23 protein-coding genes are annotated in these 23,505 nt (G+C 43.4%); 14 read left to right on the top strand and 9 right to left on the bottom strand.

The window, feature by feature from the left end; translation table 11 throughout:
- Positions 1 to 67: 67 nt before the first annotated feature.
- Together SD449_RS17310 and SD449_RS17305 are read left to right on the top strand one after the other, a co-directional pair.
- Positions 68 to 505: a deoxycytidylate deaminase gene (locus SD449_RS17310; RefSeq protein ID WP_318312363.1), complete on the top strand. Its 438-nt coding sequence runs from the start codon at positions 68 to 70 to the stop codon at positions 503 to 505.
- A gap of 15 nt (positions 506 to 520) precedes the next feature.
- Positions 521 to 2,149 carry a S41 family peptidase gene (locus tag SD449_RS17305; RefSeq protein ID WP_318312362.1) on the top strand — a complete coding sequence of 543 codons (1,629 nt, stop codon included), beginning with the start codon at positions 521 to 523 and terminating at the stop codon, positions 2,147 to 2,149.
- Between the two features lie 5 nt (positions 2,150 to 2,154).
- Here SD449_RS17305 and SD449_RS17300 read toward each other — a convergent pair whose 3' ends face one another.
- Positions 2,155 to 2,355 carry a hypothetical protein gene (locus tag SD449_RS17300; RefSeq protein WP_318312361.1) on the bottom strand — a complete coding sequence of 67 codons (201 nt, stop codon included), beginning with the start codon at positions 2,353 to 2,355 and terminating at the stop codon, positions 2,155 to 2,157.
- Between the two features lie 9 nt (positions 2,356 to 2,364).
- Positions 2,365 to 2,949: a MarC family protein gene (locus SD449_RS17295; RefSeq protein ID WP_318312360.1), complete on the bottom strand. Its 585-nt coding sequence runs from the start codon at positions 2,947 to 2,949 to the stop codon at positions 2,365 to 2,367.
- A 122-nt stretch (positions 2,950 to 3,071) separates the two neighbouring features.
- Here SD449_RS17295 and SD449_RS17290 point away from each other — a divergent pair, with 122 nt between their 5' ends.
- Positions 3,072 to 3,644: a DUF3109 family protein gene (locus SD449_RS17290; protein ID WP_318312359.1), complete on the top strand. Its 573-nt coding sequence runs from the start codon at positions 3,072 to 3,074 to the stop codon at positions 3,642 to 3,644.
- On the opposite strand, the gene SD449_RS17285 is transcribed toward SD449_RS17290, so the two are convergent.
- The 4 genes from SD449_RS17285 to SD449_RS17270 all read right to left on the bottom strand — a co-directional run bounded on the left by SD449_RS17285 (position 3,634) and on the right by SD449_RS17270 (position 9,740).
- Positions 3,634 to 5,601 (bottom strand): tetratricopeptide repeat-containing sensor histidine kinase, encoded by a 1,968-nt coding sequence (locus tag SD449_RS17285; RefSeq protein WP_318312358.1) that lies wholly within the window; start codon positions 5,599 to 5,601, stop codon positions 3,634 to 3,636. The genes SD449_RS17290 and SD449_RS17285 overlap by 11 nt on opposite strands.
- 13 nt (positions 5,602 to 5,614) lie before the next feature.
- Positions 5,615 to 6,349 carry a LytR/AlgR family response regulator transcription factor gene (locus SD449_RS17280; protein ID WP_318312357.1) on the bottom strand — a complete coding sequence of 245 codons (735 nt, stop codon included), beginning with the start codon at positions 6,347 to 6,349 and terminating at the stop codon, positions 5,615 to 5,617.
- Between the two features lie 1,019 nt (positions 6,350 to 7,368).
- Complete coding sequence (locus SD449_RS17275; protein WP_318312355.1) at positions 7,369 to 8,022, bottom strand: gluconate 2-dehydrogenase subunit 3 family protein; 654 nt, start codon at positions 8,020 to 8,022, stop codon at positions 7,369 to 7,371.
- Positions 8,022 to 9,740: a GMC family oxidoreductase gene (locus tag SD449_RS17270; protein ID WP_318312353.1), complete on the bottom strand. Its 1,719-nt coding sequence runs from the start codon at positions 9,738 to 9,740 to the stop codon at positions 8,022 to 8,024. Before SD449_RS17270 ends, SD449_RS17275 begins: the two co-directional genes overlap by 1 nt.
- 136 nt (positions 9,741 to 9,876) lie before the next feature.
- Here SD449_RS17270 and SD449_RS17265 point away from each other — a divergent pair, with 136 nt between their 5' ends.
- The 5 genes from SD449_RS17265 (at position 9,877) to SD449_RS17245 (ending at position 15,054) form a co-directional block, all read left to right on the top strand.
- A complete protein-coding gene (locus SD449_RS17265; RefSeq protein WP_318312352.1) occupies positions 9,877 to 10,872 on the top strand; it encodes a sugar phosphate isomerase/epimerase family protein in 996 nt (331 codons plus the stop codon).
- 81 nt (positions 10,873 to 10,953) lie between these two features.
- Entirely contained in the window at positions 10,954 to 11,343 is a 390-nt protein-coding gene (locus SD449_RS17260) for a DinB family protein (RefSeq protein WP_318312351.1), read from the top strand.
- A 23-nt stretch (positions 11,344 to 11,366) separates the two neighbouring features.
- On the top strand, positions 11,367 to 12,596 hold the full coding sequence (locus SD449_RS17255) for a nucleoside permease (RefSeq protein WP_318312349.1): 1,230 nt from the start codon (positions 11,367 to 11,369) through the stop codon (positions 12,594 to 12,596).
- Between the two features lie 62 nt (positions 12,597 to 12,658).
- Positions 12,659 to 13,897, top strand: coding sequence for an MFS transporter (locus tag SD449_RS17250; protein WP_318312347.1), 1,239 nt, complete (start codon positions 12,659 to 12,661; stop codon positions 13,895 to 13,897).
- 20 nt (positions 13,898 to 13,917) lie between these two features.
- Entirely contained in the window at positions 13,918 to 15,054 is a 1,137-nt protein-coding gene (locus tag SD449_RS17245; protein WP_318312345.1) for a Gfo/Idh/MocA family protein, read from the top strand.
- Between the two features lie 45 nt (positions 15,055 to 15,099).
- Here SD449_RS17245 and SD449_RS17240 read toward each other — a convergent pair whose 3' ends face one another.
- Positions 15,100 to 15,564: an ASCH domain-containing protein gene (locus SD449_RS17240; protein ID WP_318312343.1), complete on the bottom strand. Its 465-nt coding sequence runs from the start codon at positions 15,562 to 15,564 to the stop codon at positions 15,100 to 15,102.
- A gap of 162 nt (positions 15,565 to 15,726) precedes the next feature.
- On the opposite strand from SD449_RS17240, the gene SD449_RS17235 reads away from it, so the two are divergent.
- From SD449_RS17235 to nadD, 6 genes are all read left to right on the top strand, one after another.
- The gene (locus SD449_RS17235) at positions 15,727 to 16,779 is read left to right on the top strand and encodes a sugar phosphate isomerase/epimerase family protein (RefSeq protein ID WP_318312341.1); all 1,053 of its coding nucleotides are present in this window, start codon (positions 15,727 to 15,729) and stop codon (positions 16,777 to 16,779) included.
- A complete protein-coding gene (locus tag SD449_RS17230; protein WP_318312340.1) occupies positions 16,776 to 17,522 on the top strand; it encodes a 3-keto-disaccharide hydrolase in 747 nt (248 codons plus the stop codon). Before SD449_RS17235 ends, SD449_RS17230 begins: the two co-directional genes overlap by 4 nt.
- 1 nt (position 17,523) lies before the next feature.
- On the top strand, positions 17,524 to 18,279 hold the full coding sequence (locus SD449_RS17225; RefSeq protein ID WP_318312339.1) for a 3-keto-disaccharide hydrolase: 756 nt from the start codon (positions 17,524 to 17,526) through the stop codon (positions 18,277 to 18,279).
- 81 nt (positions 18,280 to 18,360) lie between these two features.
- A complete protein-coding gene (locus SD449_RS17220; protein WP_318312337.1) occupies positions 18,361 to 19,218 on the top strand; it encodes a YicC/YloC family endoribonuclease in 858 nt (285 codons plus the stop codon).
- Positions 19,215 to 19,814 carry a guanylate kinase gene (gmk, locus tag SD449_RS17215; RefSeq protein ID WP_318312335.1) on the top strand — a complete coding sequence of 200 codons (600 nt, stop codon included), beginning with the start codon at positions 19,215 to 19,217 and terminating at the stop codon, positions 19,812 to 19,814. The genes SD449_RS17220 and gmk overlap by 4 nt, the downstream gene beginning before the upstream one ends.
- Position 19,815: 1 nt before the next feature.
- Positions 19,816 to 20,400 (top strand): nicotinate (nicotinamide) nucleotide adenylyltransferase, encoded by a 585-nt coding sequence (gene nadD, locus SD449_RS17210; RefSeq protein WP_318312333.1) that lies wholly within the window; start codon positions 19,816 to 19,818, stop codon positions 20,398 to 20,400.
- Between the two features lie 13 nt (positions 20,401 to 20,413).
- Here nadD and SD449_RS17205 read toward each other — a convergent pair whose 3' ends face one another.
- Together SD449_RS17205 and SD449_RS17200 are read right to left on the bottom strand one after the other, a co-directional pair.
- On the bottom strand, positions 20,414 to 21,127 hold the full coding sequence (locus tag SD449_RS17205) for a DUF6503 family protein (RefSeq protein WP_318312332.1): 714 nt from the start codon (positions 21,125 to 21,127) through the stop codon (positions 20,414 to 20,416).
- A gap of 37 nt (positions 21,128 to 21,164) precedes the next feature.
- A complete protein-coding gene (locus SD449_RS17200) occupies positions 21,165 to 23,441 on the bottom strand; it encodes an inorganic phosphate transporter (protein ID WP_318312331.1) in 2,277 nt (758 codons plus the stop codon).
- Between the last annotated feature and the right edge of the window lie 64 nt (positions 23,442 to 23,505).

Below are 23,505 nucleotides of genomic sequence, written 5' to 3'. Positions count from 1 at the left end.
TCGAATAAGGTTGTAAGGGTTTCCCAAAGCAGGTATATTTATTTAATTATCAGTGTTTTTTGGATTTATGAAGGCGAGTAAACAAGAAAAATATGATAAGGCCTACTTAAGGATGGCCCAGGAATGGGGCAAACTCTCTTACTGCAAAAGGAGACAGGTAGGTGCTATTATTGTTAAAGATAGAATGATCATTTCCGATGGGTATAACGGAACACCTACCGGATTCGAAAATTTTTGCGAGGATGAGGATGGGTACACCAAGTGGTACGTGCTCCATGCAGAGGCCAATGCCATCTTAAAGGTAGCCTCTTCCACACAGTCTTGCGAGGGTGCTACCTTGTACATTACATTGTCGCCATGTAGGGAATGTAGCAAGCTTGTGCACCAAGCTGGCATAAAACGTGTGGTATACCAAAACGCCTACAAAGACGATTCCGGGATTAAGTTTCTGGAAAAGGCAGGGGTCCAGATAGTTCACCTGCCCGTTCTGGAAGAAATGGTTTAAAACCATAATTGCTATATGAAAAAGATTAAAGGATATATTTGGCCCACATTGCTTGCTTTGGCAGTAGCGCTCGGTATTTTTATAGGGGGCAAGCTTCATTTTAACGACTCCCCGGAGAAGTTGTTCTCCACCAATTCCAAAAAAGATAAACTCAATCGTCTTATTGATTATATCGACTACGAATATGTGGATGAAGTGGATACCGATAGCATTGTGGATGTTACCGTAAACAACATTTTGGGCAAATTGGACCCTCATTCCGTTTATATTCCAAAAGATGAGATGAAGGATGTCGCCGAAAGCATGAAAGGTGATTTTGCGGGCATTGGGGTAAGCTTTTACATGTACCGGGACACCATTACGGTGATACGTACGATTAAGAACGGTCCAAGTTACATCAGTGGTATAAAACCCGGGGACCGGATCTTGATGGCCGACAAGGACACCCTTTATGGCAAAAGAATTGCGAATGATGATGTCGTCACCACCTTAAAGGGCAAAATAGGAACCAAGGTAAATTTAAAGGTCTTTAGGAAGACCGAGAACAAGATGATGGACGTTCCGGTGGTGCGGGATAGGGTTCCGATCAGAAGTGTTGATGCGTATTACATGTTGACGAACGATATGGGATATATCAAAATCAACCGTTTTGCGGAATCCACTTTTGATGAGTTCAAAGATGCCCTTAGAAAGCTCAAACTTAGAGGGGCCGAAAAACTGACCCTAGACCTTAGGGACAACCCAGGGGGCTACTTGGGTATTGCCGAAAAATTGGCCGATGAGTTTTTGGGAGAGGACAAGTTGATTCTTTACACAAAAAACAAGAAAGGAAGGATTAAAAAAGCATTTGCTACGGGTAAAGGCGATTTTGAGAACAAACCCGTGTACGTTCTGATCAATGAACGTTCCGCATCCGCCAGTGAGATTATCGCCGGTGCATTGCAGGACAACGATATCGGCACCATTGTGGGGCGCCGTTCGTTCGGAAAAGGTTTGGTGCAACGGGAAATGGATCTGGGCGATGGGTCTGCGGTACGACTTACGGTGTCCAGATATTATACCCCAACTGGCCGGTCCATTCAAAAATCCTATAAAAATGGCAACCATGACTATTACAAAAGGTTCATGGAACGATATGCCAGTGGGGAGCTCACATCTGCCGATAGTATAAAAGTTGCAGACTCTTTAAAATTTGTGACCCCAAAAGGTAAAATAGTATATGGGGGAGGTGGTATTATCCCCGATGTTTTTGTTCCGATCGGGAGCAATCAGGAAGAAGCGATAGAAAGCATGGAGGATACCTATCAATTCTTCGCCCGATTCGTGTTTGAGCATTTGGAAAAGGACAGGACCATGTACGATGGGTATGATCAAAACCAGTTTTTGGATGAATTCACAGTAGACGATATCTTGTTCGATCAGTTCATTCAATTTGTATTGGACCGGAAGGTAAAGTTGGATTTTTATGCCTACGAGGATAAAATCAAGGCGTTTATAAAGGCCAATATAGCCGAGCAATTGTTTTCACCCAATCTTTCAGCTCAGATAAAGGGCGAGCACGATGCCATGCTCAATAAAGTAAAGGCGTTGGACAAGGCGATTATCGACCAATCCCAAATAGGGTCATTGAATACTGTTCAATAAACAGCTCAATCTTTCAGCTTTTCGTCTATCCTTTTTGAAGTAATGAAGATCAGGATCAGTACAATGGCACATAAGGAGGCCACAATGCTGATCAATGCAATGGTACTATCGCCTTGAAGCGGATTTTCAAAATCCACCAAAGTCACGTTATAGGCAATAAGGCCCAAGGCCAGTATTATTAAAACGATTGCAAGGGTCTTGTTCATATCAAAATTTTAAACACCGTGGTTCAACAACTGATTGATGTTGGTGGCGAATAATTTTACGGCAATGGCCATAAGAATCACACCGAACACCTTTCGGATGATATTGAGCCCGTTTTTCCCCAATATCCGCTCAATTTTTGCGCTGGACTTCAACACGATGTATACAAAGATAACGTTTAAAATTATGGCGACGATAATGTTCTCCACATGGTATTCTGCCCTTAGGGACAAAATGGAGGTCAAACTACCCGCACCTGCGATAAGTGGGAACGCGATGGGCACGATGGAAGCCGTTTCTGGCTCGTCGTCCCTATAAAGTGATATCCCAAGAATCATTTCAATGGCGAGGAAAAATATAATGAAAGCCCCCGCAACTGCAAACGAGTTTACATCGATGCCGATCAAAGTAAGAATACTTTCGCCAACAAACAGAAAGGCTATCATGATGGATGCGGCCACGATCGAGGCCTTTTCGGACTGCACATGCCCAACCTTTTTGCGTAACGATATTATGATGGGAATACTACCTAAAATATCGATAACGGCAAACAATATCATTCCTGCGGTAGCGATTTCCTTTAAGTCAAAATTCATAGCGGTATTTTTTTCGGACGGCAAATTTACGGGTAAAAAATACTTTTAGATCATATAAAATGTTTAGAAATCATCAATTTTTTGCTTTTGGATTACCTTTGTCCAAAAACTAGGGTATTCGTATGTTCCAGATAGGAAAAACCATCGTGTCCGAAGAGATATTACAAAACGATTTTGTCTGCAATTTAAATGCATGCAAAGGCGCCTGTTGTGTGGGCGGGGAGTACGGAGCTCCTTTGGAGGACTCCGAAACGGACAAGCTGTTGAATATTTATGAAGATGTAAAACCCTTTTTGCGTCCCGAAGGAGTCGAGGCCATTGAGGAACATGGGGTATTTGTAAAAGGGGAAGATGGTGAGTGGGAAACCCCCTTGGTAAACAACAACGAATGTGCCTACGTGATTTTTTCGGACAGGGGCATAGCCAAATGTGGGCTAGAGGCCGCTTATGAAGCCGGTGCCACCAAATGGAAAAAACCAATTTCATGCTACCTGTACCCGGTTCGCACCCGGGAATATTCCGAGTTTACGGCGGTCAACTATCACAAATGGGAAATCTGTGATCCCGCTTGCGCCCTTGGTGAGGAATTAAAAGTTCCCATCTACAAATTCGTGAAAGATGCCCTGATCAAAAAGTTTGGCAAAGCTTGGTACAAGGAACTGGAGGAAGTAGCGGCGGAATCCACTAGATCGTAGGAATATCCAAGACTACTTTGGTTCCGTTCGGATCGCCGTTCTCGTCGAACAAATCCAAAATATCCACTTCAAACTTGTTTTGGTAGTCTTTGGCAAAATTCGCCAATCTTTCCTTGGTGATGCGTATGCCTAGGGATTTTCTCTTTAGCACCCTGTTTTCTTTGTTGACCTCAGCCATGGTGCGTCCCACGCCATTGTCCACAATTTCAATGGTTACATGGCCCTTGTCCTTATGTTTTACATTGATCTGTACTTTTTTTTCACCTTCTTTCGGCGATAGGCCATGCCAAAGCGAGTTTTCCAGAAAGGGCTGCAAGGTCAACGATGGAATTTTGATATTGTCTATGTTGATGCCTTCCTCCACTTCAATTTTAAAATCGATTTCATTGGAAAAGCGGATGTTCTCGATGTTCATGTAGAGCTCCATTGTTCCCAATTCTTCCGATAGCGGAATTTCTTTTTGTGAAGATGCCTCCAATATTTTTCGGACCAATTTTGAAAATTTGTTGAGGTAATGTACCGCATTTTTTTGCTCGTTGTTGATGATGTAGAGCTTGATGGAGTTCAGGGAATTGAACAAAAAGTGAGGGTTCATTTGGCTCCTGAGCATCTGCTGCTCCAACGTGAGCACTCTTTTTTCATTCTTACTTTGGTACTGGCGGTAAAGAATGTAAAGTATGGAGGAGATAAGCCCTACGATCAGGGCACTGACCAACAATGTGGTCTGGTTTTTCTTCAGCCTTAGGCGAACGATTTCATTTTCCTTGGCCAGTACGGCGATCTGGTTGTTCTTTTTGTCGTTTTCATACCTGACAATAATATCGTTCATGTACCTTAGGTTGGTGGCACTTGATATCTGTTTGTCATATTCATCCGCTTTCTTGTAATATTCATACGCCTGCTTAAAATCTCCCCTGCTGTTCTCCAGTTCCGATAATTTCTCATAGGAATACAGAATATTGCTTGGCATATTACGGTTTTGGGCCATTTGCAGTCCTTCCATAATATGGTCTTCCGCCTCTTTGTAATTGCCCAATTTGGTATGCGCCCAACCCGTATTGATGTAAATTACAGAAGCCATGGAAAGGTCTCCTATTCTTTTGGATTCGTCAATAAGTGGTTCCAAGAGTACAAGGGCAAGATAGGGCATGTCCTGTTTAAGGTAAATCTGGGCAAGGCTGTTCTTGCATATCAGTCGACCAATATCCGAATCAATCTCTTCGTTATAGGCCAAGGATTTTCTATAGTTTTCGAGTGCAGCCTCCAAATCCCCTTTTTCTTCCAGACAATGGCCAATATTTTGATGGTTGATGGCCAGTCCAAGTTTGTTGCCAAGCTCTTCTTCCAGTTTGAGGGCCCTTCGGAACTGGAGAATTGCCAAATCATATTGTTCCAGCGTTTGATACAGGTTACCGATTCCGTTTAGGGCAACGTTTATACTTCTTTTGATGTGGTTGGATGGATTTTCAATCTGCTCAGCAAGCTCAAGTGCTTTTTGGTGGTAGTCCAATGCCGTCTTAATGGCATCGGTACGCCGATAGACGACGCCCAGCATGTTCAGGCTAAGAATTTTGAAATCTGTGTTGTTGGCTTTTTCGGATGCTTCCAGAGCTTCTTCATGAAGAGCTACCGCCTTTTCGTATTGGGAAACGTTCCTGTATTTCATTCCCAATTGGTTAAGGGCAAAGGCCTGACCCTCAAAATAGTCGTTTGCTTCGCTAATGGTCGCAAAATATCTCAATAAAACAGTATCCCTTTTTTCTTCGGACAGCTCCTCGTCCAAGGGCTCGTAGGTCTGGGGCTGAAGTTTCACAAGTGTTTCTGCCTTTTCCTGGAATTCCTCGGGTATTTCCTGTGCACTAAGGGCGCCAAAAAATAAAAACAACAATAAAAAGAGGGGAGTAGTCTTTTGTACTCGATAAGGGATTTCGATTTGTTGGGACTTTACGATAGGCACGGGAACATTGTGGTTATAGCATATCCAAAAAATCGGATTTTTTTTGCCGGGAAACAGGAATTTTATGATTGGACTCCAAAACTACGTATCCGTCAGTTTTAAGGAACTCTTTTATCTTGTTGAGATTGATAATGTAAGAATTGTGGATTCTAAAGAAGCTGCTTTCCGGTAAGAGTGCATTTACTTCCTTAAGTTTTTTGGTAAGTAGAATTTTTTGTCCATCTTTTAAGAAAATGGTGCTGTAATTGCCGTCCGACTCCGCATACAGGATATCGTCACTGTTCAAGAATACCAATTTGCCATCGGTATTGATGGTTATTTTTTTGCATTGGGACTCTGCATTAAAGTTGAGCAGAATCCTTTCCAATCGCTCTACGGTAAGGTTTTTGGCGTTGAACCGCTTTATTTTGGAAATGGTTTCCTCAAGGTCGTCGGAATCTATGGGCTTTAAAAGATAATCAATGGCCTCGTTCTTAAGAGCTTGCAATGCATATTGGTTGTATGCAGTGGTGATGACCACGGGAAAGTTTTTGTTCTTGAGCTTTTTAATGAACTGAAAACCGTCCATGGCCGGCATCTCTATATCCAAAAACAAACAATCCGGAGTGTTCTGTTCCAGATAGCTCAAGGCTTCGCTCGCATCGGTAAAGGATGCAATGATGTCCACTTCGTCGCTAAGGTTGGTAAGTTCCCAACTTAAACTTTGAAGTGCCTTGATTTCGTCGTCAACTAATACAGCTTCTAGCATACAAAATTATAGGTTATACCAAATTTAGAATTATTCTCTATATAGCCATGAAATTATGTGTTAATGGATATATAGTACGTATAACTGGTATAAAAAGCAGAATTACGTGAAAAAAGCCCACATGGCCATCAAAATGACCCATAATTCTTTGTTTTTCATAAAAAACCGATAGACCAATTATACATAAAAGAGGGCAATTTATACATAGAGCATTTAGTAACGTTCGTTTGTTACATATCTTCGGGGAGTCCAAAAATATTGGATAATTGAAATAGCCAGAAAATGAGAAAGTGCGCAATATTGTTCTTTGTTTTAATAGCTGCTTTGATTTTTGCTGCAGTATTAGAGAAGAGTAACACCGAAATAGGTTCGGAATGGAATAAGGCAGTTGCAAAAAAATAACCATAGGTTCTTTAAAATTTTATATTACCAATAATTGTACGGCCACAGCAACCAATCATTTGATTGTATAAACCGCTTGCACAATTAAATCTTCGGTCTTGTCGAAGCTGGTTTGATTTTAGGTTTCGGGGGAACTACCTAAAGCGATAAAGGTTTCAATGGCTCGATTGAAGAGGCCGTACTCTTTGGTAATGTTTGACCGTGGTCAGTTCATCGTAAAAGTAAGGCCGGGCAGTGATTCACTGCCCGGCCTTTTTATGTTAAACCTATAAGTATCTGCTTACTTGCACTAGATTTCAACAGTTTGTGTTAAAAACTTTGTGGCGGTTTGTTCGGTCGACATTTTAAAATGCGAGTTCAATTTTAAATCTTTGTTGCTACGTATTTTCAAGAACAAATTAAAGGGCTGTTCCTGAATCTTTGATGATGGAAGCCGTTCGGAACGAACAAACAGTACATCTGGTTTGTGCTGATTTGCTCAGTACGTGTGATAGTGTTTATTGATTTAATACCTCGGAGAAGTTCACCCCACAACAGAACATTCCGGGGTATTTTTGTAAATGGAATATAAAAAAACCTCCGATATCGGAGGTTTTTGTCTTTACGTATATTAAGCCTTAAATGGACCAGGCCTTTCCGCCGGTAAGTGTGTTAAGGTCTCCACAGGCTATATATTCGCCAGGGATGGGCAAATATTCCAATACTTCCTCCCCAACATATTCAGAGGCCTTGTAGGCCCATGTGGCCAAATCCCTAAGATCGTTGGCAAAGGAGAAGCGGGCAATGTCGTCATCCAGACTGCCTTCGCCACCTTGCATAATGGCTTCCATATAGTTCATGATGGCTTCGGAATGTGCTTCCTCTTCCTCGTCCGAACGTTTTTTAAGATAGGTACGCAATGCCGGCTCAATGTCTTCGGCCTCAATATCCATCAACGATTCTTTTTTGGAATCGGCAAGGACCTTGTCATAAAAATTGTTCATTTTCATAACAACAAAATCCCTTTGTTCCAAAGGCATCACTTCGTCCAAATAGGCATCAATAAAAACGTGGACATTGACTTCCGTTGCAGAAGGTGTCTCTGTTTTTGGAAGGATCACATCCACCGTCTGTGCCAAGGCATAACCTTGCTCTTTGCTAAGGAAACTTGGCGTCCATTCGGCATAGGAAGGTTTTCCTTTACAGCTCTGAAGCAGGGAAAACAGTGTTGGTGTGGCCACGGCGTAACCGAAGGCCAACCCCATATTTTTGAGTGCTGATCTTCTTTCCATTATATATTTCCTTTTTTAAGTTCTTGGGCGGCATGGTTGGCAGCCCTTGCAGTAAATGCCATATAGGTCAAGGATGGGTTTACACAACTTGCAGATGTCATAAAAGCACCATCCGTTACATAAACGTTCTCACATCCGTGTACTTGGTTGTTGCCGTTTACAACGGAAGTCTTTGGGTCGCGTCCCATGCGGGCAGTACCCATTTCGTGTATTCCGAGTCCAAGGGCATATGGTCGGTCGTAAGGGGTAATATCCTTTGCCCCTGCCTTTTCAAGCATTTGAACCGCTTGATCTTGCATGTCCTTTCTCATGTTGATCTCGTTCTCACGGATTTCCGCATCGAAAGTGACCGTGGGAAGTCCCCATTGGTCTTTCTTGTCGTAATCCAAGGTCATCTTGTTATCGTGGTAAGGCAGGATTTCACCAAATGCGAGCATATTCATGGTCCAGCCTCCAGGGGTCATCATAATATCCTTGTATTCTTTTCCGAACGATGCTTCCGCGATCAATTCTTCATAATTGCCTCTGCTGGCCCCGCCTTGGTATCCATAACCGCGTTTAAAATCTTTCATATCGGAATCACCACCTAGGTTTCTAAACCTTGGAACATAGATTCCGTTTGGTTTTCTACCCTTGTAGTATTTGTCCTCATAGCCATCAAACTTACCTGAAGCACCTACCAAGAAATGGTGGTCCATTACATTATGGCCCAATTCTCCTGAATCGTTTCCAAGTCCGTTAGGGAACCTGTCCGATTTGGATTGCATTAAAATGGAAGTGGATGCAATGGCAGAGGCACAAAGGAAAATTACTTTGGCCTTGAATTCGAACTCTTCTTTGGTCTCTCTATCGATTACCTTGACACCTGTTGCTTTTTTGGTATCAGGATCATAAATGACTTCGTGTACAATGGAGTCTGGTCGAAGCGTCATGTTACCTGTAGCTTCGGCAGCGGGCAATGTGGAAGAAACGCTACTAAAGTATGCTCCGAAAGGACATCCTCTAATACAACGGTTTCTAAATTGGCAACGAACACGTCCATCGCCCTCAAACTTCTTATCACTGTTGATGTGTGCAACCCTTCCTGCGGTTATGACACGTCCGCCAAAATGTTCGGCAACTTTATCACGCACATGCCCTTCCACGCAGTTCAGTTCCATCATAGGTTCAAACTGTCCATCGGGCAATTGTGGAAGTCCCAGATTTTCCCCGGAAACCCCGATGTAGCTCTCCACTTTATCGTACCAAGGGGCAATATCTTTATAGCGCACTGGCCAATCCACGGCAATGCCCTCGTTTTTATTTGCTGAAAAATCGATATCGCTCCAGCGATAGCTATGGCGTCCCCACATAATGGAACGTCCACCTACATGGTATCCCCTCATCCAGTCGAAACGTTTGGTCTCGTTATAAGGATGTATCAAATCGTTCACGAACCAATGCTTGGATGCGGCTCCAGTGGTGTAACCGGTCCTTGACTGTTTCTCCTGCTGTTTGATGTCTTCTCGGGTAGCTGCCCCTGCATGAGGAAAATCCCAATCATCCATATTGGCTGTTGGGTAATCTTCACGGTGTTTCACCATGGGTCCACGTTCCAAGACCAAGGTCTTGAGGCCGTTTTCGCACAACTCTTTTGCAGCCCAACCACCGCTGATTCCCGTGCCAACCACTATGGCATCATAGGAATCCTGCTCCTGATTGTAATAAAATTTACTCATTTATTCGGATTGTTTATTTGCTAAATGTATTAATTATTAAATTAATTTTCTACATTTAATCCCTATGTTTATTGAGAATTCAGCACTATAACGTTGTAGTTTTTGGATTCCGCACGAAATTAACTAACGTAAAAATATGAGCAGAAGTAGTTTAGCACAGAAAAGTATTGTCACCTTGATTGCGGTGGCTTTTTTGGGATTTTATTCCTGTAAACAGAGTCCAAAAAAGGAGTCTACCGAAGAAACGACCGAGGCCATGGTCCAAGAGGAGCCCGGTCCGGAAATTAAACTTTCACTGGCACAATGGTCCATTCATAAAATGATTTTGGAAGAAGGAACCGATCCGTACACTTTTGCGGAAAAAGCAAACGAATGGGGCTTTAAAGGCTTGGAATATGTAAGCGCTCTTTATTATAAGGAATTGCAGGCGGCTGATTTTTCGGAAGAGGCCATGAACAGCTGGGTGGAAAAAAGCAAGGCAGAAAGTGAAAAATATGGTTTAAAAAATCTTCTGATCATGGTGGATGGTCAAGGAGATATTGCTGTTCCTGATGAGGCAAAAAGAAAAGAAGCCGTGGAGAACCATTACAAGTGGGTGGATGCTGCCGCAGCGTTGGGCTGTCACTCCATTCGCGTGAACCTTAATGGTAGCATGGACCCCGAGGTGTGGATGCCTGCTTCCGTAGCGGGACTTACCCAATTGGCCACATACGCCAAGGACAAAAACATCAATATCATTGTGGAAAACCATGGAGGACCATCTTCCAATGCAGAAATGTTGGCCGAGGTGATGGAAAAAGTGGGAATGGACAATTGCGGTACCTTGCCAGATTTTGGTAATTTTTGCATCAAAAGAGAAGCAGGTGATTATTATTCTTCCAAATGTTTGGAAGAATATGACAAGTATAAAGGTGTAAAGGAATTGATGCCATACGCCAAGGGAGTAAGCGCAAAATCATACAACTTTAACGAAGAAGGGTACGAGACTGTTATAGACTACCCAAAAATGATGGATATTGTTCTCGAATCTGGGTACGAAGGATTTGTTGGCGTGGAATATGAAGGTTCCGAACTAAGTGAGGAAGAAGGCATATTGGCGACAAAACAACTCTTGGAAAAAGTATTGGAGTAGCATTTAAGCAATAATAATGATGGATAGATGAAGGGATTTTTGCACCAACTCTTCGATTACAATTTTTATTGTAACAAAAATATGATTGAACAATGCAGTGGCCTGGAAAACGTTCCGGACAACTGCATTGGACTTTTTAGTCACATACTCAACGCCCATCACATTTGGAACCAAAGAATTCTGGGCGAGCCAACGGAGTTTGGTGTATGGGACGTGCACCCTTTAAGTCAATGGGAGGATATCCATTACGAAAACCAGCGAACGTCCTTTGAAATTGTTTCCAATTCGGATACTTTTGAAGAACGTGTGGAGTACGTGAATAGTCAAGGAAACAATTTCTCAAATCAATTAAAGGACATTTTGTTTCATATTATCAACCATTCCACGCACCATCGCGGGCAAATTATGGTGGAGTTGCGAAACTCCGGAATAGCACCCCGACCGCTGGACTATGTACATTACAAAAGATAGTACACGATTAACCAAAACCTCACATGACGATCAAGACCAAATTCCAACTATCCTTTATGATGTTCCTCGAGTTTTTTATCTGGGGAGGATGGTTTGTTACCTTGGGAACATTTTTGGGCAATAACCTGCAAGCAACGGCCGGCCAGTCTTCCATGGCGTTCTCCACACAATCGTGGGGAGCTATTATCGCTCCGTTCATAATAGGGCTGATTGCGGACAGATATTTTAATGCCGAACGGATTTTGGGCATACTGCACCTCATCGGTGCATTTTTAATGTACCAAATGTACCAAACAACAGATTTTACGGTGTTCTATCCCTACGTTTTGGGATATATGATTTTGTATATGCCCACATTGGCCTTGGTGAACTCCATATCGTTCAAGCAAATGAAAGATCCCGCCAAGGAGTTTTCCAATATTCGCGTGTTCGGAACCATAGGGTGGATCGTGGCAGGGCTTGTAATCAGTTACTTATTCGTTTGGGATTCGCCCGAAAGTCTAAAAGAGGGTATGCTGAAGAACACATTTTTAATGGCTGGTGCAGCCTCGGCAGTTCTGGGACTTTTTAGTTTTACGTTGCCAAAGACCCCTCCGACGATTGACAAAAATGAGAAGGTGACAATTTCCGATATGTTAGGGCTGGATGCATTGAAGCTCCTAAAAAACAAGAACTTTTTGGTATTCTTTATATCTTCCGTTTTGATTTGCATACCACTGGCGTTCTACTATCAGAACGCCAATCCGTTCCTGGCCGAAATAGGACTTGCCAACCCAACCGGGAAAATGGCGATAGGCCAAGTGTCGGAAGCATTGTTTATCCTTGCACTGCCGTTCTTTTTTACCAAGTTTGGATTTAAAAAAACTATATTGGTCGGAATGTTGGCATGGACCGTTCGCTATCTATTGTTTGCCTATGGCAATGCGGACGAGCTGTCCTTTATGTTGATCATAGGAATAGCGTTGCACGGGATTTGTTATGACTTCTTCTTTGTATCGGGTCAAATTTATACCGATACCAAAGCAGGGGAAAAATATAAAAGTGCCGCGCAAGGGTTGATCACCTTGGCAACATATGGGGTCGGGATGCTCATTGGTTTTGGCATTGCAGGACAAATAACGGATGCCCTGACCATGGAGGGCGGAACCCATGCATGGGATGAAATATGGATGTACCCTGCAGGATTTGCAGCAGTGGTTTTCATATTGTTCGCACTTATATTTAAGGATGAAAAAGTGGAATATAAAACATAAAGGATTTAGCATAAAAACGAACTGGAAAATTTTAACACAACCAAAATTCAACTAATACAAACATGAAAAATGTAAACAAAAACCAGCTTTTTATAGCGGCTTGTATATCGCTTGTCGTTACTTCCATGACCTTTGCCATTAGGGCGGGAATATTGACCCAGTTAGGGGAAGAATTTGAACTTTCCAATCAACAGTTGGGTTGGATAAACAGTATGGCATTTTTTGGGTTTCCGTTGGCCATGATCTTTGGGGGACTTCTGTACAATAAGATAGGGGCACGTAAATTAATGGTTGTGGCATTCATCTGTCACCTCCTTGGTTTGGTACTCACCATTGTTGCCGGCGGCTTCTGGACATTGATCATATCTACCTTCTTTATCGGATTTGCCAATGGCTCTGTAGAGGCAGCTTGTAACCCTATGATCGCGGATATGTACACCAAGAACCGTACTGCTATGCTGAACAAGTTCCACGTTTGGTTCCCCGGTGGAATCGTGATCGGTTCGCTTATCTCCAAATTCATGACGGATTTCGGAATGGGATGGCAATTGCAGATCGGCGTAATGTTGATACCTACCTTTATTTATGGGTACATGTTCTTCAAGCAGAAATTTCCAGAAAGCGAGCATATCGAAACAGATACCACCAAGAACATCAAAGGTCTTGCAGACCCGTTGTTCATCTTTATCATGATCTGTATGACGCTTACCGCCATTTCTGAATTTGGCCCACAGCAGTGGGTAGAGCGTATCCTGGGCAATTCAGGGGCCAGCCCTATGCTGGTATTGGCCATGGTGACCGGGATAATGGCCATTGGCCGATATTTTGCAGGACCCATAGTGCATAGGATCAATCCAATTGGTGTGCTGTTAATGTCCGCCGTGATCACAACGGCAGCAGTGTACAGTATGAGCATTGCAGAAGGGTCTATGATCTATCTTGCAGCCATTCTTTTTGCTTTGGGAGTTTGTTATTTTTGGCCAACCATGATCGGTTTTACCTCGGAGTACCTTCCAAGAACCGGTGCTTTGGGCATGTCACTGGTCGGGGGAGCAGGAATGTTTTCCACATCCATTTGGCAACCTGTGATCGGCGGATGGTTGGACAGTGCCAAGGAAACAGCCGTTTCCTCTGGACTTACGGATCAGGTAGCGGAGCTTACGGCAGGTAAGGCAACTTTGGGAAAAATGATGTTCTTCCCACTGGCAGTTGCTGTTTTGTTTGCCATACTGTTCCTCTTCCGAAAGAAACTGGAAGAAAGAAGAGTGCCACAGGGCCATGGTGCTGAAGAAGTTGTATAATCAAAAATAAATAATAGAAAATGCCAAAAAAGATTAGACTTGGAATTCTTGGAGGAGGTGGCGATTCCCTTATTGGGGTATTGCACAGAGTCGCCTCTTTCATCAACGACAATTATGAAATAGTAGGAGCTGTATTCAATCCAGACCATGAGGAAAGTATAGCCTTCGCCAAAGAAATTGATATTCCCACGAACCGTATATACAAGGATTTTGAAACTTTGGTAGAAGAGGAGATGAAGCTTCCTGAAGATGAACGTATTCAGGTGTGTTCCATTCTTACGCCAAACTTTCTACATTTCCCAATGGCAAAAAAACTGTTGGACAATGGTTTTCACGTCATCTGCGAAAAACCGATGACCACTACCTATGAAGAGGCGAAGATTTTACAGGAAACCTTAAAAAAGGCAGGAACCGTCTTTGCGGTAACCCATACCTATACAGGTTATCCAATGGTTCGCCAAATGAGGGAAATGATCAAAGATGGGGTTATAGGAAAAGTACATAAAGTAGACGCCCAGTACTATCAAGGTTGGATGAATCCTGTGATTCACGACAAAGAAAAAAGAGCAACCGTTTGGAGACTAGATCCCAAAAAGGCGGGAATCAGTTCTTGTATGGGCGATATCGGCGTACACGCTTTTAACATGATCGAGTTTACGACAGGCCTGCAAGTGCAATCGTTGCTCTGTGATTTTAATTACATGTACGACGACAACGTGATGGATATGGACGGTACCGCCCTCATCCGTTTGGATAAAAATGTAAAAGGAGTCATAAGGGCAAGTCAAGTGGCCACAGGAGAAGAAAACAACCTTACCATTGCCATTTATGGAGAAAAAGGAGGTCTGAAGTGGGAGCAGGAAAACCCGAACTATCTCTACAAATTGAACGATCCAGAGCCATTACAGGTGTACAAACCGGGCCATGAATATAATTCAAAATTGAGTTTGGACGGCACTAAATTGCCCCCAGGGCATCCAGAGGGTATTTTTGATGCGATGGCCAACATCTATTTGGGAGCAGCCAAGGCCATTCGTGGCGAAGAATACAATAGCGGGGAATTCCCGACCATGTTGGATGGGGTCCGCGGGCTCAACTTTATAGAAAGTACGGTAGCATCGCACAAGCAAGGTAACATTTGGATAGATATGGATTGATCCAAAATCCCGAAATAAGAAATGATGGCTGCCTATTGGCGGCCATTATTTTTTGTAAAGCATTTCAAATTGCTCAAAAACAATGATCATACTCTCGGTGGGTTTGGCGCCTAGTTTGGAAAGTTCTCGGGTATAGTAGTCCCAATGCGTTTGTTTCCAATGGGCAAGACTCTTGTCGCCCTCGCCCTCCAAACGCGCATGCTCCTCCCGAATACTAAAATAAGGAATCAATTTTACCGCAGTGGTCCGGATAATACACTTGGCATTTCCTTGCCAATCCGTGACCACATAAAAATCCCCGATCTTGGGCAAAGGTTCATTGCGTAGTTGCAGTCCTTTTAAGGAATGACTGGTAGCTCTTTTGGTTTCTTTGCATACAAGATCCGCACACAAATTTGCGTCCTTTTCATTGTCACAAAAATGAACGACTTTGGGTGCATCCTCAGAAGCAAATTCCAAATGGGCATCCAAAAAATCGCCCCAAAGATTACGGGCAGAAGCATTTTCCATAAGCAGTGTTTAAAAAAAAACGCTAAGCTATATAAATTGTTAACGAATCCCTATATTTATGTCTTACTACATGAGACCTAAAAATAGCATAGTTTTTTTCTTAAATATAGAAGATAAATCCCAATTTAACTGGGATTTCCTAATTTCTTAAAATTAAATTCAATGAAGACAATTAAAGGACCGGCCGTATTTTTAGCCCAATTTGTGGACAGTCAACCCCCGTTCAATTCCCTGGACGGACTTTGCAAATGGGCATCCGATTTGGGATACAAAGGAATTCAGATTCCTACATGGGAATCGTTTCTCATAGATTTGGACAAAGCAGCCGAAAGCCAAGATTACTGCGACGAGCTAAAAGGAAAAATCAACTCTTACGGTTTGGAAATCACCGAACTATCGACCCACCTACAAGGGCAATTGGTAGCCGTGCACCCAGCGTACGATATCATGTTCGATAATTTTGCGCCGGAAGCCTTGCACGGAAAACCAAAGGAACGTACCCAGTGGGCCATTGAAACCGTAAAAAAGGCCGCTACGGCAAGTAGAAGGCTAGGGCTCAAGGCACACGCCACTTTTTCGGGATCATTGCTTTGGCACACAGCGCACCCTTGGCCACAAAGACCAGCGGGACTTGTGGAAATGGGTTTTGAAGAACTGGCCAAAAGATGGATGCCCATTTTGAACCATTATGATGAACAAGGTGTTGATGTGTGCTACGAGATCCACCCCGGTGAAGACCTTCACGATGGCGACACCTTCGAAAGATTTTTGGAAGCAACGGGCAATCACAAAAGGGTAAATATTTTGTACGACCCCAGTCACTTTGTATTGCAACAGTTGGATTACATTGCCTACATCGATCACTACCATGAGTTCATCAAATCCTTCCATGTAAAGGATTCCGAGTTCAATCCAACAGGAAAGAAAGGAGCCTTCGGCGGATATAATGATTGGGGAAATAGAGCGGGGAGATACCGTTCCTTGGGAGATGGCCAAATCGACTTTAAGACCATTTTCTCAAAATTGACTCAGTACGGATGCGATGTTTGGGCCGTAATGGAGTGGGAGTGCTGCATTAAAAGTCCGGAACAGGGAGCTCGCGAAGGCGCCAAATTTATTCAGGACCATATTATAGAAGCTACCACAAAGACTTTCGATGATTTTGCGGGAGCAGATGTTGATACAGAAAAACTTAAAAATATCTTAGGACTATGAGAAAGCCATTATTGTTTGCAGTAATTCTCTTGGCAGTTGCCTGCAAAGAAAAAACCAAAGAGAACAAGGAAGAAATAACGGAAGAGATGACCGAGGTCGTCCAAGAACAAGAATCCGAGTGGACCACCTTGTTTGATGGAACCTCTTTTGATGGATGGCACATGTACAACGATGGGGAGGTCACCGAGCCATGGAAATTGGAAGATGGCGCCATGGTACTATATCCGCCCGAGGAAAGACCCGAAGGAGCCAATTACAACTTGGTGACCGACGAAGAGTTTACTGATTTTGTGCTCACTATGGAATGGAACATAGCAGAAGGGGGGAACAGTGGTTTCTTTTGGGGAGTAAAAGAAGATGAAAAATATGGACAGCCCTTTCTAACGGGACCCGAAATCCAGGTGTTGGACGATGAACGCCACCCGGACGCCAAAAACGGTGAAGATCGTTTGGCAGGAGCGCTGTACGATATTATACCACCTTCCGAGAATGTGGTAAAGCCCGCAGGCGAATGGAATTCGGTGGAATTGATGATCAATCATAAGACTAATCAAGGCCATGTGATTTTGAACGGAACAAAAATCGTTGAATTTCCGGTCCAAGGTCCGGAATGGGAAGAACTGGTCGCCAATTCCAAGTTTGCGGATTGGGAAGATTTTGGCGCTTTTAAAACTGGTAAGATCGGCCTCCAAGATCATGGGAACAAAGTGGCCTTCAGAAATATAAAGATTAAAGAATTGTAGCATGTCAAAATTAACTAGCAAACTACTGGCTTTGTCCCTGCTTTTTGTAGGATATGTGTCTGCCCAAGAAGTAGAGCCAACAAAGCCCGAGCAAACCGAATTTTATGAACCCGTGCCGCCAAGAGTTATCCCGGGCGAAAATGGAGCACCGCCAAGCGACGCGATTGTGCTGTTCGATGGTACATCTTTGGACAAATGGATCAGTTCGGCGGATAGCACAGCCGCCAAATGGACCTTGAACAAGGATGGTAGCATGACCGTGAAAAACAGGACCGGTGATATCCAGACCAAACAGAATTTTGGAAGCGTCCAACTGCATATTGAATGGAAGTCACCCGCAGAAGTGCAGCAAGAAGGACAACATCGGGCCAATAGTGGAGTGTTCTTGAACGGTCTGTACGAAGTACAGGTATTGGATAACAATGACAATGACACGTATGTGAACGGTCAGGTAGGATCCATTTACAAACAACATGTGCCCTTGGCCATGGCCTCCGTGCCCACCGGGGAATGGAACACGTACGATATTATATACCATGCACCCGAATTTGAAAAAGGACAAAAAGTAAAATCCGGGACCCTTACCGTTATCCATAATGGGGTCTTGATCCAAGATCATGTGGAAATCAAGGGTACCACACCGTACATCGGGTGGCCCAAGAACCCACCACACGGGAAAGGTCCCTTGAGACTACAGGATCATGGGGACAACAGCAGGGTAAGTTATAGGAACATTTGGGTAAGGGAGCTGGAATAGCTCCCTTTCTTTCTCAAACAATAATCGCTAGGCTATGAAAAACCTATTTTGGTTACCTTTGGCAAAATTTATCATATCCATATGATCCAATCCATGACAGGCTTTGGGAAGCACGTAGTACAGCTTCCATCCAAAAAAATCACCATAGAATTGAAATCGCTCAACAGCAAGAGCTTGGACATTAACGCCAGGCTTCCGCAATTCTACAGGGAAAAAGAACTGGAATTGCGCAAAATGATAGCCAATGTATTGGTAAGGGGCAAGGTGGATTTTGGTCTGTATGTGGAGATAACCGGAGAGGAAACCACGGCAGAAGTGAATACCGGCGTGGTCAAAAAGTATATGGAACAACTGGCCGGAATTGCCAAGGGGGATGACCTGAAGTTGCTTGAAATGGCCTTGCGAATGCCGGACACCCTCAAAACAGATAAGGACGATATTGACGAAGAGGAATACAGGGCCATAACCGATGCCATGGAGGAAGCTCTTTCAAAAATTGTAGAGTTCCGAAATGAAGAAGGGAAGGTTTTGGAAGAGGATTTTGTGGAAAGACTTAAAAACTTGAACGAACTTTTGGAGGCGGTAAAAGCTATGGACCCGGAGCGTTTGGGAACGGTCAGGGAACGTTTGGAAAAAGCGGTCGCCGACCTAAAGGTAGAACTGGATGCCAACCGGTTCGAGCAAGAACTGATATACTACTTGGAGAAGTACGACATTACCGAAGAAAAAGTACGTTTGGCCAACCACCTCAAATATTTTGAATCGACCTTAAACTCCGATGATTCCAATGGGAAAAAGCTGGGCTTTATTTCTCAGGAAATAGGACGGGAAATCAATACCATAGGCTCCAAGGCCAACTATGCACCCATGCAACAACTGGTGGTGCAGATGAAGGACGAATTGGAAAAAATCAAGGAACAAATGCTCAATGTGTTATGACTGAAGGCGGTAAACTCATAATTTTCTCTGCACCTTCGGGCAGCGGAAAAACCACGATAGTAAAGTATTTGCTGGATCAGCCAGAACTGAATTTGGCCTTTTCCATATCGGCTACATCACGTCCAAGAAGGGGCAAGGAAAAAAACGGTGTCAACTATCATTTTATGTCCGTTTCCCAATTTAAAAGACACATAAAGGATGGAGATTTTCTGGAATGGGAAGAAGTGTATCGGGACAATTTTTATGGTACCTTAAAAAGTGAAGTGGAGCGACTATGGGCGGAAGGCAAAAATGTCATTTTTGACATCGATGTTTCTGGAGGGCTACGTATTAAAAAGAAATTTCCGGAAAAAACTTTGGCAGTTTTTGTAAAGCCACCGAGCGTGGACGAGCTTAAGATCAGGCTCAAAAAGAGAAGTACCGAGAGCGATGACAAAATAAACATGAGAATAGCAAAGGCATCCGTGGAATTGGCCACGGCGCCACAGTTTGACAAGGTCATAAAGAATTACGATCTCGATATCGCCCTAAAAGAAGCCCACAAATTGGTTGCAGATTTTATCGGGGCCAGTTCATCCGAGGAGAAAAAGGACTAACATGAAAAAGGTAGGCCTCTTTTTTGGGACCTTCAACCCCATACATATTGGCCACTTGGTCATAGCGAACCATTTGGTGGAGTTTTCTGACTTGGATGAGGTTTGGTTCGTTATCACCCCACAAAGTCCCTTTAAGACAAAACAATCGCTTTTGGACGATCACCATCGCTACCAAATGGTATATGAGGCGGTACAGGAATATCCCAAGCTAAAACCGAGTAAAATAGAATTTGACCTTCCACAGCCCAACTATACTTCCAATACGCTTGTCCATTTGGATGATCGGTACGGCGAGGACCATCAGTTTTCGCTGATAATGGGGGAGGACAACCTAAAGAGTTTCCATAAATGGAAAAACTACGAGGCCATCTTGGAAAGTTACTCGATCCATGTGTACCCAAGAATTTCGGATGGTAAGATAGAGCATCAATTTAAAGGGCACCCAAAGATCACAAAAGTTGATGCGCCGATTATGGAAATATCATCGACGTTTATCCGTAAGGCACACAAAGCGGGTAAAAATATCCGACCATTGCTTCCATTTTCGGTCTATAAGTATATGGACGAGATGAATTTCTACCGATAAAAATCTTCAATCTTCAGACCTTTTTCAACGTATCCGTACCGAGATATTTATCATCCTTGTTCAGGTACCAAGCTCTTGTTTTTGGCATTTTGATACCTTTGATTTCCTCCATTCCTTCCAAAAGGATATACTCCCCATCATTTTTGTCTTCGTCATGATAAAATTGATAGACTTCCAGCGCATAGGTTTTCGGGTTAAAATAAAAGTACCATGTATCGGTACCCACTTCGGCATCGTAGGAAACCTTCAGTACCAAATATTCAGAGCCCTTGAAGATCTTTTTTTGGACTTTTGGGTCCAAATGGGTGCCAGGGTCTTTCAATTTCATGGGAAGCCCGTACAGATAGGTGTAGTAATCTTTCATGAAGCGACCACGTTCACAGGTCAATCGGAATTTTTCCGCTTGTTCCTTAGAAAAATCCTTGCTCCCGTTCAGGCTTATTTCACAGGAATCCCCATCAAATGCATAAGTATATGAAGTGCCGTCCTGCTCCACGGCCAATTGAAACTTCTGTTTCGGGAAATCCAGGGTAATTGTGCTTGTCCGTTCGGGACGCTCAGGGGTTTCCATGACAACCTGGAATGTGGCCTTTAAATTTTCCCAATTACCATTCGGGTCATGAAAAGCAATGGCCTTTTGCAAAACTTCATTAGCGGTGAGGGATTGTGCCCTCATGGACGCAAGGGACAAACAGCCCAATAGTAGGAGAAATGAATATCTGATCATATCAAAGATGTTGATTGAATATGAAAGATACCCTTTTTTATTTCTTTTCGATGGTGGCCGGGGCAACGGAACTGTCGTGTTCCGCATAATATTGTTCCAAAAGGTTCATCATGGCCGTAATCAAATCTTTGCTTTCCAGTAAAAGCGAGAAATAAAGTGTGGTATTCTTGGGACTGGATTCCTCTGTTCTTGTGCGGGAGACCTGTTGGCTTATTTTTTGGGAAACCATGTCGTACAGTTTGTCCTTGGACTTTAAAACCGTACCTATCTGTTCAAAAGAACGTTCTTCAAAGGCTTTTTGGGTCCTGTTGAACACCTTTTCCAAAGAAGCATCAATTTCCTTGAGTTCCTTGATTTGGTTGTACTTTAATTTTTTGTGATTATTGTTCACATGGTTGTAGCTCACCTTTCCTATATATTCCAAAGACTGGGACATATCCGTGAGGTGGCCCATAATATTGATGTAGAAATTACTGGCTCCTACATGGGCCTCGTCCAGGTTTTTTATAAAGTAGAACGTATCGTTTCGTAGTCCTTCAATCTCTGTAGCCAGTTTTTTGCTTTGCTTCTTGTTCTTTTTCAAGAAGTCAAGATCATGCTTGGACAACCCTTGTATACAGTTGGAATAAATTCGATTGCTACGCTTGACCACGTTGGCAATATTCGTGGCGCTCTCCTCGATAACGCCTTGGATGGAACTGCTCTCCGCCCTTCTTAAACTATCTTCTGCCCTTATTTCCTTGGTCTTTTTGTTGTGGGAAATGTAGTTGCGCAGCAAAATTGCGGCTGCCACAAGCAACATCAATACCAACGAGACAAATTTCCCGATAAACAATAGGTAGGCAATTATAGCGGCGGCCATGAAGGCACTTAAGGCCGTAAAGAACCAGCCACCGATCACATTCAATACCCCGGCAACACGGTACACGGCACTTTCCGAGCCCCAAGCCCTATCGGCCAAGGATGAACCCATCGCGACCATAAAGGTCACATAGGTTGTGGAAAGTGGTAATTTCATGGATGTGGCAATGGATATCAATACACTGGCCACCATCAGGTTTACAGAAGCCCTGACGAGGTCAAATGCGGGCAGCTCTTGGGTCTTGCTCTTTGGAACATAGGTTTGTGGCAATACAAACTGCTTGTCTATTCTGGCTTTTACAGCATCCGGCACTACTTTGGAAAGATTGTCGAATGCTACTATGCTGAACTTTACAATTTGCCGGGACAGGTAGTTGGGCTGAAAACGCTCATCTCCCTCATCTTGTCTGGCAAGATCCACACTTGTTTTTACAACTCCCTTGGCTTTGGACGAGAACCAGAGCGTGATTACCATTACAGCCCCGGATAGGAGCAGCAACATGGTCGGTGTTTGTACGGCCGCGGCCAAACCTTGCATGTTGAACTCGCCCGCTGCTATTCCCGATGCCTGCCAATCTTGATACGATTGCAAGGCTGCGATGGGAACTCCGATAAAGTTCACAAGGTCGTTACCTGCAAAGGCCATGGCAAGTGCAAAGGTTCCAAAACCTATCACCAGCTTGTAAATGTTTCTTTTAAAGAAACTGGCCAAGCAATAGGAAGCGATGGTCCAGAATATGAAGTTTCCTATCAAAAATATAGTGGGCTCATCAGCCACGAATTCGGAGATAAGACCGTCAAAAAGAGCGGCGCTCTTGAGTCCTTTTACCAAAATAAAATAAACAATGGCGGTAATGGCCAAGCCACCAAAAACAGACTCTACCCATTTGGACTTCTTTTTAAAGTTAAAAGAAATCAAGGCCCTGGAAACAAATTGGACCAATGCCCCAATGGAAAATGCTATGAATACGGACAACAGAATCCCAAAGATGATCTCTGCGGCCTTATCGGTATTGATGTAGGTGGCCAAATCTGAAAACCCGGTGTCGGGCGCGTCGGCGATTTTGAGCATGGAAATGGCAACCGATGCCCCCAAAAGTTCAAAAACTATGGATACCGTGGTCGATGTAGGCATGCCCAAGGTGTTGAAAAAGTCCAAAAGAAGGATGTCCGTGATCATAACGGCCATAAAAATGAACATGATTTCCTCGAACACGAATTCACCGGGATTAAAAATACCCTTTCGGGCCACTTCCATCATTCCGCTTGAAGACATTGCCCCGAATGCGATCCCTACGCTTGCGACGACCATAATGGTCTTGAAGGACAGGGCTTTGGAGCCGATTGCCGAGTTTAAAAAGTTGACTGCATCATTGCTAACGCCCACTACCAAATCGGTTATGGCCAAAATACCAAGTGCAACCACCATGAAAATATAGATGTTCTCCCCCATTCTTTCAGAAATATGACAAAAATGCCATTATAAATTCGCAATAAGGTTAACAAAATGTTACCAA

Origin of the sequence: Flagellimonas crocea (assembly GCF_033441595.1) — a bacterium.
Lineage (GTDB): Bacteria > Bacteroidota > Bacteroidia > Flavobacteriales > Flavobacteriaceae > Flagellimonas > Flagellimonas crocea.
Note: the sequence above shows the minus strand (reverse complement) of the source record. Positions and strands in the feature narration are given on the sequence as shown.